The sequence below is a fragment of the Metaclostridioides mangenotii genome, from assembly GCF_018917235.1.
Lineage (GTDB): Bacteria > Bacillota > Clostridia > Peptostreptococcales > Peptostreptococcaceae > Metaclostridioides.
In genome coordinates, this window is sequence record NZ_JAHLOF010000002.1 from 215,809 (window position 1) to 228,658 (window position 12,850).

The following is a 12,850-nucleotide window of genomic DNA, read 5'->3' on the forward strand; positions in this document are numbered from 1 at the left end:
AGATATTGATACAAAAACACCTTCTCCTTTTATTATTTTTTAAATGTCAGTTTATAAATGTATTTCTAAATATTATAATCTATCAAGACCTTGTTTTAAGTCAGCAATTATATCTTCTGCATCTTCAAGACCAACAGATATTCTTATTAAACCTTCAGAAATACCAGCTTCAGCTCTTTCTTCTGGAGTGTATGGAGAGTGAGTCATTGAAGCAGGATGTTGTATTAATGTTTCACAATCACCTAAGCTAACTGCTAATGTACATAACTCTAAAGAATTTAAGAATTTTTTACCAGCTTCTAATCCACCTTTAACTTCGAATGCTATCATTCCACCTGGTTTATCCATTTGCTGTTGAGCTAACTCATATTGAGGGAAGCTTTTTAGTCCTGGATAATTAACTAGAGTAACTTTTTCATGACCTTCTAAGAATTTAGCAACTTCCATTGCACTTGCACAATGTCTGTCCATTCTTACTTGTAGAGTTTTCATACCTCTTATGATTAAGTATGCATCGAATGGGCTTAAAACAGAACCAGTCATGTCTTTGATTCCGAATAATCTTACTTGATTTATGAAGTCTAGTTTACCAGCAGCAAATCCAGCTACAACATCACCATGTCCGTTTAAGTATTTAGTAGCAGAGTGAACTACAACGTCAGCACCTAATTCTAACGGTCTTTGTAAGTAAGGAGTACAGAAAGTGTTATCAACGAATACCATACAACCTTCTACTGTATGAGCAATTTCAGAAACAGCTTTGATGTCTATTAGTTTTAAGTCAGGGTTTGCTGGAGTTTCTAAGTAAACAACTTTTGTGTTTGGCTTCATAGCAGACTTAACTTCTTCTAAATTTGAAGCATCAACGAAAGATACTTCAACGCCGTATCTGCTTATACCATGATTAAACATAGCATATGTACAACCATATAGAGTTTTACTTGCTACAACATGATCTCCAGCTTTAAGAGCTGACCATAATGCAGAAGTTATAGCACCTATTCCAGATGCAGTTGAAACACAAGCTTCAGCTCCTTCTAGTAAAGCAACTTTTTCTTCTAATTGAGTATTAGTTGGGTTACCTAATCTTGAATAGATATATCCACCTTCTTCAAGAGCGAATCTTCTACCACCTTGTTCAGCACTATCAAATACGAAAGTAGAAGTTTGGAATATTGGAGTAGTTAAAGCTCCTGTTCTTGTGTCTCTTTCATAACCGCCATGTACAGTTTTTGTTCCAAATTTAGCGTTTTTTATGTTTTCCATTATAAGTTCCTCCTTAAATTTTATTTACACTATTTATATGAGCAATTCCCATACCAACTTTTATATTTTTACACTGTAAATAAAATTAAACTCGAAAAACGTTGAAAAATCACTATTTATGAAAACATTTTCTCTATGATATTACGGCTTTTTTTTCAACTAAATTTTATGTTGTAAATAAATGTTTACGTTTTCCCGTTTTATTGTAAACATTTATTTACTTTTGTAAACTTTTGTTTACACATTGTTTTTTTGTAAATTATTCTATTTATCATTTAAATTAAGTTTATTATGTTTCAATTCAATTTATATTTTAATTATTAATAGCTTATACTATTCATTTATTTCCTTTATATTGTACTTTTTAATTTTATTCATTACTGCAGTGTGTGATATCCCAAGTATTCTCGCACTTTCTCTATAACTTTTCTTGCTATTGTATACTTTCATAATTATTTCTTTTTCATACTTATCCATTTCTTCTTTTAATGATTTATACTTTATCTCTTCTTTTTCAACAAAATTGTCTATAATATCTTCATTTTTATACACAAAATCATTAACAATTTCTTGAGTAGTTAAAATATCTCCATTACATAAATTCATTGCTCTCTCAATTAAGTTTTGAAGTTCTCTTACATTGCCTGGCCAGTCATAACGCATTAGTTCTTCTATAAATTCTTTGTTAAAACCTTTTATATTTTTCTTTAACTTCTTGTTTAGTTTATTAATAAAGAACTGTACTAATATAGGAATATCTTCTTTTCTTTCATTTAAACTTGGTATCTTTATAGGAATTACATTTAATCTGTAGTATAAATCTTCTCTAAACTCTCCCTCTTTTATCATTTTTTCAAGATTTTTATGAGTAGCTGCTATAACCCTTACATCTACTTCTTCTTCCTTACTACTTCCTATCTTTCTTATCTTACCTTCTTGAAGAACTCTAAGTAGTTTTGCTTGAAGAAGCATTGATAACTCCCCTATTTCATCTAAAAATAAAGTTCCACCATTAGCTTCTTTAAATAAACCGTCTTTACCACTTTGCATAGCTCCTGTAAAACTTCCTTTTTCGTAACCAAATAGCTCACTTTCTAATAGGCTATCTGGTAAAGCAGCACAGTTAATCACTACAAATCTATCATTATTTCTATCGCTCAATTTGTGTACAGCATTAGCAAATAATTCCTTTCCTGTCCCACTATCTCCTCTTAGTAAGACAGTAGAATTACTTTTAGCTATTGCAGTTGTGACCTTCTTTACTTTTTCTAAACTTTTACTACTGCCAATTATATCTTTAAAAGGTCCATCATTGTTTGTATTTATTATTTTGACAAGCTGTCTAGCTTTATTAACATCTTTTATAGATATAACTGCACCTTCAGTTTCATCAAAATCATTAGTTATTCTTCTTCCGGTAGTAATATAACTACTAGTAGTATCATCATGCTTTAAACTAGCTTTTATATTTTCATACTCTATACCTTTATTTACTAGTTCTACTATTGCATCATCTTTACCTATAATATCTCTGATGTCTCTTCCTATTACTTCTTCTTTCTTGTAGTTAAATAATTCTTGGCAGTAGTTATTAAATATATTAATTTTAAAATCTTTATCTATAGCTATAATTCCTTCATCTACAGAGTTAATAACAGCAAGAAGTTGTCGTTCATTTTTTTCATAACCTAATAACTGTATTTCATTTACTGATATTACATCTTTTATATTGCAAATAGCTTCTTTCAATATTTTTTTTGTTTTTATATCAATATCATTTATTTTTATACAAACCTGTTTTGGAAATACCTCCATAGATACTAAGTCTATATTTTTGTTATAAAGCTTGTACAAAATCTCGGTAGTAATACCAAATCGATCTCTTGTATCTATTTCAAATCTAATCATACAAACGTCTCCCTTATATTAAAACTACTTACTTTTTATAGACATTATTAATCTCATTATATTCTATTCAAAATTTAAAAGCCAGTTAGGGTTTAGTCCTCTATATTAATTTAATCCCATTATTTTCAAGTTACTTTTTATATAAATTTTAGTTTATATCACATTTTTAGATTTATTACTTTCATACTAATTTTTATACTGCTATGATATAATTAAGTTTAATTAATACATAAGGAAAAAGAATTATTATACAATATAACACAAATGGGGGTTATTTTAATGGAATACTTTTTACTAGATATCCCGCAACCGGAGCCGCCAGTGGACCTTTAGGTGTATATTTAACTAAATACTATTTTAATAATAGTATCCCTAATACTAGTCAAAGTATTGTAAGTTTACAAGGAGTAGATATTGGTAGACCTAGCAGGATATCTATTAATGTTGGAAAAAATGATCAAGAAATTACTAGCGTATCAATAGCAGGTACTTCAGTAATTATGGGTAAAGGTCAATTATTTTTATAAAAATAAAAACAAGAAAATAAACAGTCAATTATAATCCAATAATATTATTAGGTTTTATAATTGACTTTTATTCTTTATTTATTAATTCTAGTTACTTCTATTATTATTTAAATCAGTATTATAAACATAAAAGCTTAAATATAGTTTGAAAAATTTATATAAAACTCTATATACATAAAAAAGCACCCCCATCTTTTCTATAAAGACAGGAGTACTCTATAACCATATTATCTATAATTTAATATTCTAAGCTGTAGGATTTTTCTTTTTCTTCTTAGAGCTTATTCCACCATTTTTCTTAATGTAATCATTATGTACAGACTTGACAGTTCCAGTGAGAGCGAGTAATGCAACTAAGTTAGGAATAACCATAAGTCCATTAAACATATCTGACATTGTCCACACAATAGACACTTCTCCCAATGTTCCAAGTAACACACAAATACATACTAATATTCCGTATATTTTAACAGCCTTTGTTCCAAATAGATATTTTATATTTGCCTCTCCGAAGAAGTACCATCCAATGATAGTAGAAAATGCAAAGAAGAACATACAAATAGCTATAAATATATCTCCAAACTTACCATATACTGATGAAAATCCTGCTTGAGTAAGTGCAGTACCTATAAGAGAAGCATCTGGAGTTACTGAACGAGTCGTAATAATAACAAGAGCTGTTAAATTTAATATAACAAAAGTATCTATGAAAACTCCCATCATAGCGACAAATCCTTGTTCTGATGGATTATCAACTTTTGCTACTGCGTGAGCATGAGGTGTAGAACCCATACCAGCTTCATTTGAGAATAATCCACGTGCAACCCCTTTACTCATTGCCTTTTGAATAGTAGCCCCAACAACCCCACCCGCTATTGACTGAGGTGCAAATGCGCCTACAAATATTTCTTGAAATGCTAAAGGAATATTCCTAAAGTTTACAAATATAACAATTAAAGAACCTATAATATAAAATAATGCCATAATCGGAACAAGTGTTTCCGTGACTTTAGCTATTCTTCCGATACCACCTGAAAATACTACATAAGATAATAATGCTAAAATAATACCAACAATAAGCGGATTTATACCAAATGCAATATCAAACGCAGCTGCAATAGAGTTTGATTGCACTGCATTTCCCATAAAACCTAAAGCTAGTATAATAAATACTGCAAATGAACCCGCCAAAATTTTACCAAACTTACCTTTAAATGCTCCTTGTATATAATAAACTGGACCGCCTGTTACTGATTTATCTTCTCCAACTTGCTTATACTTTTGCGCCATTGTAGCTTCTGCATAGATCGTAGCCATACCGAAAAATGCACTGATCCACATCCAAAATATGGCACCAGGCCCACCAACAGCAATTGCTGTAGCTGCACCAGCCAAGTTACCAGTACCTACTTGAGCTGCTACTGCAGTAGCTAATGATTGAAATTGTGACATCCCATCTGCACCGGCCTTCTCACTTTTCTTGAAAAGGCCTCCAAAGGTTCTTCTAAACCCTTCTCCAAAACCTCTTATCTGGATAAATTTTAATTGAAATGTATACCAGATACCTGTTCCAACAAGTAAAAATAGTAGGATATTTTTATCCCATAAGATACCATTTACTGCATTTACAATTTTCGTGATTACTTCCATTACAAACGCCTCCTTGTTATTGAATCTAGTTTTTCTGAGTTTGTGTTTAAGTACTCAGCTGACTTATATTTATATCAAAGAATTTTTCAATTATATCTAGAAAACCCTGTGATAACATAAAAACTAATATTCTATAACCTAATGGACTACTTTGATGAGTTTACTTATGAAGCTAAGCCTAAGTTACCTTCTTTGGATGTGACCTTTTGATCATTTTTGAATTGATAAATTATTTGTTAAAAAATTTACATATATTTAACATTGTATACACTATTTTCAATATAAGCAATAGAAATATAGATATTATCTATATGTCGAAATACTCAGAAAATATTTACAATCTTACTATATACAATTTATATCCTTTGTTAATTAAGCAAATATACTAAAATAAAAATAATGGTAACTTAATTGATGTACATTTAGAAAGTTATTTGAATTAAATTAACTTCCTGTTGTATTTCAATTAAGTTACCATTTTTAAAGCTTTTATTCCTCAAAAAATTGTATAATCTCTTATGATTTTACCAATATATTAAACAATTTAACATCAGTCAACGCTTCAATACCGTAATTTATATTAGCTTCCATTGCAATAATATCACCTTTATTTATTACAGCTTCATCAGATTCATTATATAAAACTTTTGCACTACCTTCTATCATTACAAACAATGTTTCCATCTCATAATACTCTTTATCTATACTTTCTCCACTAGCAAATGAAAAAAATCTTATCTCTGTATTATCATTATCTATTAATGCTTTACTCGCTATAGTATTTCCTGTATGACTTATCATATCAGTCATAGCAATAGCTTCATTTGGTTTTATATTTCTTAAATATCTCATAAGCTAGTCCTCTTTAACAACTACTAAAAGCATTTTCATATCTTCTTTTGCTGTTACCTGATGTGGAGTATTGGCTGGCATTATAACTAATTGTCCTTTTGTAGCTTCTATTGTTTCTTCTCCTATTTTTACAGTTGCAACACCTTGGTGGATATATATTAAAGCATCCCCTTTAGCTGCATGAGGTCCTACCCCTTCTCCTTGCCCAAATGCTAGTGCAGTTACTCCTACTCCTTTTTTCTGAGCCATAGTTACTGTTTCTATTTGTCCTTCTTTACAACTTACCAAACTGTCGAAGTCTATTGATTTTGATTTTTCAATGTTTCTTATTAATTCTTGCATTTTATTTCCTCCCTTTTTTAGTTATTATTTTAATAGTTAGATTTAAGTCAATAATCTATTATTTCCTTTCTGTATTTAATAAATTCATCAATATTTATATCTCAAATGCCAATGTTTCCTTTATAGACTTAATTATATATCTAATTAATATGTTTTAGTATTTAGATAAGCTATGATAAAATAACTTTAAAAGAGATTATTTTATTTATGGGGGGTATTTTTTTGAATAAAGTATGTATATTTTACTTCTCTGGAACAGGCATGACAAGATACATTGTTAATAAAATGAAGAAAGAGTTTGAAGACCTACAAGTTTATGTAGATTGCATAAAAATTGAAAATATCAATGGATTTGATATTCAATTATTACAATATGATGCAGTAGGAATAGCTTATCCAGTTCATTCTTTTAATGCGCCTCAAATTGTGTTAAATTTTGTGAAGCGATTACCAAAGATAGACTCTATGGAAACATTTATAATCAATACAGCCGGAGAAGACCACCCGATAAATTACGCTTCATCAAATTTACTCATCAAAAATTTGAATAACAAAGGATTCAAAGTATTTTATAATAAGCTGTTTGCTATGCCATCAAATTTTGTAGTTAAATATGATGACAAAAAAATAAAAGAACTAATTAATGATGCAGATAATAAAATACCTCTTACTGTACGTAATCTAATAGATCGAATTTCATACATTCCAAGTAGTAGTATCTTAGTGAAAATCTTAGCTTTCGTGGGTAGATTAGAGTGGTATGGCGCTCATATTTTGGGTAAGTTTTTTTATGCTAAAAATAGTTGTACACGTTGCGGTAAATGTGTTAATAATTGTCCTAATCATAATATAGATATTACCAAAGGTAAGGTTAAATTTAACTGGAATTGTGGTTTGTGCATGAGGTGTATATATAATTGTCCTGAACAAGTAATTGACATCCATAAACCATTTAATTTTCTCCATTTTGATAATTGGTATGATAACAATATCTTCACTAGAAGATAAACAAACTCTGAAGCAAAGATTAAATTAAAATGGGAACCTAGTTGGTAATCTCCTTGTAATAAAAAAGAGATTAAACATATAATGCTTAATCTCTTTATTTATATAAATTTATATAATTTTAGTCATTCTCATTTAACCATTTATTTAAAACTTCTATATATTTATCATTTTCTTCTACAAACGGCATATGTCTTGAATATTCAAATAGTTCCCACTTGCTATTAGGAATTCTATCATACATAGTTTTTGCAATATATGGAGAACTTAAATCTATCGCCCCATTAGTTATTAGACAAGGTTCCTTAATTTCATGCAGCCTGTCTGTAAACTCATATCCAGAAAGAGTACCTGTAGGAGAAAATTCATTGTGTCCCCATCCTACAATATATGCTTCAGAACCTGCTTTTTTAGGTCTTCTTAAGCATTCAGGAGAATCTTCAGTTACCTTACCTGCACAGTATCTTTCCATAAACTTATCTAATGCTTCACTGTATTCCTTGCTAGAGTAATCTCCAGTTTTTTCTGCATCAAGTAATGCTTTTTGATCAGCTTCGTCCATATATGATATTTTTCTTTTTTGCTCTTTTTCCCAAAGCTTTGCAGATGAAAGAGTAGATGAAAGAATATATGACTTAATCCCTTTTGGTTTGTACTCAATTGCATACCAAATAGCCTGCATTCCTCCCCAAGATTGACCTAATAAATGAATTTCTTCAAGTCCTAAGTGCTTTCTTAGTTCAATAAGCTCTTTTATCCAAGTGTCAGCATTGAATAACTCAGGATGACCTTCCACAAATGAATTACCACATCCAATTTGATCATACATTATTACTTGTCTACCACTTTCAGCTATCTTGTCTAATACTTCAAAATAGTTATGTGTAGATCCTGGTCCTCCGTGAAGTAGTACTAATGGTTTCTTTCCTTCTGTTGCTTCACCTACTATACGGTAATAGGTTTTATAACCTTCAAAAGGCATGTATCCTTCAGTAATTTTCATGTTTACCCCTCCAATTCGGCATTAGGAACATAATTAGTTCCTTAATAAGAATGTTTTAAACTTAGCCATATTCAATATGTATTTAAATCTCTATACTAGCTTTCATAAATAGTATAACACAAAACTAAAATCCGACAATCAAATTATACTAACTTTATAATATTATTTTCTTCTGTCTTTGAATGCTGATATTAACGTAGTTTTGCTTTATGTACAGGGTTCTCGGCACTCCAAGTCTACTGTATTTCTGTATTGTATCTAATATAATATTATCACCTATAAATTCCTTAATAAAGAATACACTAATTGTAATAAATCTTCAGTTTCCTGTGATATAAATTGCATTGCAGGTTAATATTATTTTTTATGAATTTGTATTGGAGAAACAGGATAGCTGAAAGATTATTAAGTTAAATAATAAGGCATACATATTCGTATTTATCACTGTTCGACTTATTTTAAAGGTTATTATAATATTGAGATAATTCAGATAGTCGCTCATGTATCAGATTTTTTAGTTGTATGGGATAGATAGTCTTAATAAGTTTTCCGTATGAGATGAAATAATCAGCAATAAACTTTTCCTCTCCTATATTGTAGAAACCCTTAATTACATATTGCCCATTTATTTTCAGTAGTTGCATAGATGGATAGTTTTCTTTATAAAACAAATCTGCTCCTTTAGATAAAATCTGAACTTCAAAGTCAGTAGCGTCTGCGGACTTGAATATATTAGTTGAATAATCAAGAAGTTCTTTCATTGGTCTGGCTTTATAAATATAACACTCTGAAACATCAACTATTCTATCACTACGGAATACTTGAACTCTTTTTATATCATAATCAAATCCTGTAGCATACCATTGTCCAAAAGACGATGAAATATCGAAAAACTGTACATGAAAAGTTTTTTTTATTTCTTCTTTTTTATAGACAATTGTACACACTTTATCTTCTATTGTCGCTTGTAATATATCATTTAGAAATGGACTACTATTATAGTGTTTTGTTACTTCAAATCTTAGTACATTCTCCATTTTATGTATATTACTGATAAGTTCACTCGACAGGCAGGTCTCAAACTTTTGCTTCAATCTTTCAACACTCAAATGGAATGGTGTTGATTCATAGGCTTTTAACGTAAGCATAGCAAAGTACAAAGCATACATTTCATCAACAGTAAAAATAATAGGTGAAAGAAGTCGGTTTTTTAAGATGCCGTATCTTCCATTTCTCCCCGATTCAGAAAATATTGGCATACCTATTTCTACCAACGCTTGTATATCTCTAATTGCGGTACTTTTAGAGATTCCGTATTCTTGCATTATATCTTTTAGATTAAAGTAACTATTATCATTAAGAAAAATCATCATGTCATTCAGACGTGTAGATTTATGCATTTGGCTATTCCTCCTAAAAATATAAACGGTGTCATGTTTTGATACCTTTATATATTATACTATGTATGTATCGAGAACAGGTATCTCAAAATAAATCTATGAAAAGTTTTCTGATAAATAACTAGTACACTTGACAACGAGCCTTCATCATTTAGCGTTCTGATATAAAAAGCGCAGCAAACAAGCGCGTCAGAACAGCCATCGTATCTCAACGATTCTCATTGTAAGTGTTCGCTTCGCCGCCTCAGATAACACATCCAGTACTTTTAGAGGGAGACAGCGAAAAACAGTCTCGATACCTTATACATCAAGGGTTAGAAAGTTATCACGGATTTATATTTTGAATTAGCCGAAAACAAAAGGAGGAATTTTTATGGATACATTAAAAGAATTTAAAAGAATCTTGGAAGGACAAACGGAAATTGCTTTAGCAACCAGTGTTGATGAAGTTCCAAATGTTAGGATTGTAAATTATTATTTCAATCCAGATAATAACATTTTATATTTTGCAACTTTTAAAGGTAACGATAAAACAAAAGAAATAAAAGCAAATCAAAATGTTGCATTTACAACGATTCCACACAAAGAAAACGAACATGTAAAAGCAAAAGGAATTGCTTCCAAGAGTAAGCAAACTATTTTTGATTTAACAGATTGTTTTGTAAAAAAAATACCTGGTTACCAAGATACAATAGATTATGCTGGAAAGTCCTTGATAGTATATGAAATAGCCTTTGATACAGCAATTGTTACTTTAGATTTATCTACTATAAAAACAATAAAATTATAAAGAATGGAGGGCTATTAGTCCTCCACTTCTGCTGTCAGTACACTCTTTAAGTTATTTTTACTTTTCAGCTTCATAAACATACTGACCACCTCCTGAGTTTTTGACTGATACAAACGAGTATGACATATTTGGTGTACACGTCAATATTTTAGACTCATACTTTTTATATGAAAAGTTCGGCTAGGCTACAATTTTTCTAATAATTGTTTAACTGAGTAATAAATCCTCAATATAAGTCTATTTCATCAGGCCACGATGTTTGTCCACAAATTTGCCATGTCTTGTCTATATATTGATGAGTATAGTGTTGCTCTACTAAATGATATAAATATATACCAAATTCCGTTAATTTATATCCATTTTTAGTTTTCTTAATTATCCCTAAAACTCTAGATAACAATAATTCTATTTTAAAAATGTTTTCGATATCTTTTTTAAATATTTTTCTAAAGTTATCGTTATTAAATTCTAATGTGTAAGCATTCCAAAAACACCAATATAAAGCTCTTAGTCTTTCAGTGAAATCCATTGTTAAAGACTTTGGATTATTATCATTATTCACTGCAGAGATATACTCTTCGACTGAGAAAGTATTTATTTTAAAATACTTCTTTGTTAGTGAAGCTGCACTTGTTCCAAATCCTATATAAGCATCTCTAGTTATGGAAGAATATTTAGGAACTGATTCCTTTCCAAATGTCCATACTGAGGTTCTTTTTAAATTCAACTCCTCTCTTAGAGTCTCTAAAGAATTAAGAAGAACTTTTTTCTCTTTTCTTCCTAAGGGTTTATTTCTATTGTTTGCATACGAAAAATCAATAAATGGATAAGTAGATACCTGAGTCGCTCCATTCTCAAAAGCAGTGATAAAATCCTTTTTAAGATCTTCAATAGATTGTCCGTTAATTCCAAATATTAAATCTACATCTATAACTTTAAATTTTTCATTTTTTAAAATTGTTACTTTTTCATCACCATCTATAAATTCACGTCCTAAAGTTTTAAGCTCTTTTTGCTGAAAAGATTGGATTCCAATGCTAACCATAGTAAAACCTATATCTTTAAGTTTTTTAGCCAAATCTTTTGTTATATCGCTGGGATGCAGTTCTATTCCTATATCACAGTTGATATTAAATACTTCTTTTAAAGTAATAATAATATCATTCAATTCTTCTATCATTAATGAAGGTGTACCTCCTCCAAAATAAATACTAGTAATATTTCTTTTTTTATAATAATCACCTATTAAATGTATTTCTTTTAGTAATGCATCTTTAAATCTTAAAGATAGTGCTTCATCATATTTAACCTTATTGTAAGGACAAAATGAGCATAATTTTTTACAAAAAGGTATATGTATGTAGATGCCGATATCTTCAACATCGTTATCAATGTATTCAGCATTAATCTTTGTAAATTTTAATGGCTTAAAGCTCCTTGTTTCTATTATTCTAAATATATTACTAAACATTATGTCCCCCTATACATATTTTAAATATGTCTTTAGCATATCAAAAATAACTTTAAAATTACCTTTACATAATAACGTAAACACATTAACAAAAAGATAAGCACATTTTTCGCAAAGCCCTTCAATTTCAATTGGTAATGTTACCATCTTTCCAAAGTAAAGTTTCTCCACCACAAAAGAATAGTATTCTTATTCCATTATCATATAATGACTGCATAAATTACAATTATTTATTAATTATAACAAAATAAGCCCGTAGAATCTCTTCTACAGGCTTATTTTTAATTTATTAAAAATAAATTTATCCACTTTAGTATCTCTTTTAATTTTAATACTCATTAAAAATGGTATTTTATTCTTCAATGTTAATTACTACAACAGGGCAATAATCAGCAGCATCTCTTGCTGAGTCTTGTAACTCAGATGGGAGGTCTTCTTCTATTACCTTTAACTTCCCATCGTCCTTCGTATTAAAGACTTCTGGGCAAATACCAACACATGCACCACATCCTATACATGTATCTTTGTCTACATATGCTCTCATTATAATAAATTCTTTCTAATATTACTTAGTTCGATTATTAGACACTCACTCTCAGAATAAAACTATCATTATCTATATGAACGGTTTTACAA

12 protein-coding genes are annotated in these 12,850 nt (G+C 29.6%); 3 read left to right on the top strand and 9 right to left on the bottom strand.

Annotation, left to right across the window (positions count from 1 at the left end):
- Positions 1-72 precede the first annotated feature (72 nt).
- Both megL and KQI18_RS04305 read right to left on the bottom strand, forming a co-directional pair.
- Positions 73-1,266 (bottom strand): methionine gamma-lyase, encoded by a 1,194-nt coding sequence (gene megL, locus KQI18_RS04300; protein ID WP_216466448.1) that lies wholly within the window; start codon positions 1,264-1,266, stop codon positions 73-75.
- A gap of 333 nt (positions 1,267-1,599) precedes the next feature.
- Positions 1,600-3,174 carry a sigma 54-interacting transcriptional regulator gene (locus KQI18_RS04305; protein ID WP_216466449.1) on the bottom strand — a complete coding sequence of 525 codons (1,575 nt, stop codon included), beginning with the start codon at positions 3,172-3,174 and terminating at the stop codon, positions 1,600-1,602.
- A gap of 284 nt (positions 3,175-3,458) precedes the next feature.
- Between KQI18_RS04305 and KQI18_RS14540 the strand changes: the two genes are divergently transcribed.
- Positions 3,459-3,701 carry a PhzF family phenazine biosynthesis protein gene (locus KQI18_RS14540; RefSeq protein ID WP_420372063.1) on the top strand — a complete coding sequence of 81 codons (243 nt, stop codon included), beginning with the start codon at positions 3,459-3,461 and terminating at the stop codon, positions 3,699-3,701.
- A gap of 246 nt (positions 3,702-3,947) precedes the next feature.
- Here KQI18_RS14540 and KQI18_RS04315 read toward each other — a convergent pair whose 3' ends face one another.
- The 3 genes from KQI18_RS04315 to KQI18_RS04325 all read right to left on the bottom strand — a co-directional run bounded on the left by KQI18_RS04315 (position 3,948) and on the right by KQI18_RS04325 (position 6,545).
- Positions 3,948-5,351: an alanine/glycine:cation symporter family protein gene (locus KQI18_RS04315; protein WP_216466450.1), complete on the bottom strand. Its 1,404-nt coding sequence runs from the start codon at positions 5,349-5,351 to the stop codon at positions 3,948-3,950.
- Positions 5,352-5,867: 516 nt separating this feature from the next.
- Entirely contained in the window at positions 5,868-6,203 is a 336-nt protein-coding gene (locus KQI18_RS04320; protein WP_216466451.1) for a cupin, read from the bottom strand.
- 3 nt (positions 6,204-6,206) lie between these two features.
- Positions 6,207-6,545: a cupin domain-containing protein gene (locus KQI18_RS04325; RefSeq protein ID WP_216466452.1), complete on the bottom strand. Its 339-nt coding sequence runs from the start codon at positions 6,543-6,545 to the stop codon at positions 6,207-6,209.
- 222 nt (positions 6,546-6,767) lie between these two features.
- On the opposite strand from KQI18_RS04325, the gene KQI18_RS04330 reads away from it, so the two are divergent.
- The gene (locus tag KQI18_RS04330) at positions 6,768-7,553 is read left to right on the top strand and encodes an EFR1 family ferrodoxin (RefSeq protein ID WP_216466453.1); all 786 of its coding nucleotides are present in this window, start codon (positions 6,768-6,770) and stop codon (positions 7,551-7,553) included.
- 118 nt (positions 7,554-7,671) lie between these two features.
- Here the strand turns inward: KQI18_RS04330 and pepI are convergent, their stop codons facing one another.
- Together pepI and KQI18_RS04340 are read right to left on the bottom strand one after the other, a co-directional pair.
- Complete coding sequence (gene pepI / locus KQI18_RS04335) at positions 7,672-8,553, bottom strand: proline iminopeptidase (protein ID WP_216466454.1); 882 nt, start codon at positions 8,551-8,553, stop codon at positions 7,672-7,674.
- Positions 8,554-9,011: 458 nt separating this feature from the next.
- A complete protein-coding gene (locus KQI18_RS04340) occupies positions 9,012-9,953 on the bottom strand; it encodes a helix-turn-helix transcriptional regulator (protein WP_216466455.1) in 942 nt (313 codons plus the stop codon).
- A gap of 373 nt (positions 9,954-10,326) precedes the next feature.
- Between KQI18_RS04340 and KQI18_RS04345 the strand changes: the two genes are divergently transcribed.
- Positions 10,327-10,743, top strand: a complete 417-nt coding sequence (locus KQI18_RS04345; RefSeq protein ID WP_216466456.1) for a pyridoxamine 5'-phosphate oxidase family protein — start codon at positions 10,327-10,329, stop codon at positions 10,741-10,743.
- A 226-nt stretch (positions 10,744-10,969) separates the two neighbouring features.
- On the opposite strand, the gene KQI18_RS04350 is transcribed toward KQI18_RS04345, so the two are convergent.
- Both KQI18_RS04350 and KQI18_RS04355 read right to left on the bottom strand, forming a co-directional pair.
- Complete coding sequence (locus KQI18_RS04350; RefSeq protein ID WP_216466457.1) at positions 10,970-12,214, bottom strand: radical SAM protein; 1,245 nt, start codon at positions 12,212-12,214, stop codon at positions 10,970-10,972.
- Between the two features lie 352 nt (positions 12,215-12,566).
- The gene (locus KQI18_RS04355) at positions 12,567-12,758 is read right to left on the bottom strand and encodes a ferredoxin (protein ID WP_216466458.1); all 192 of its coding nucleotides are present in this window, start codon (positions 12,756-12,758) and stop codon (positions 12,567-12,569) included.
- Positions 12,759-12,850: the final 92 nt, after the last annotated feature.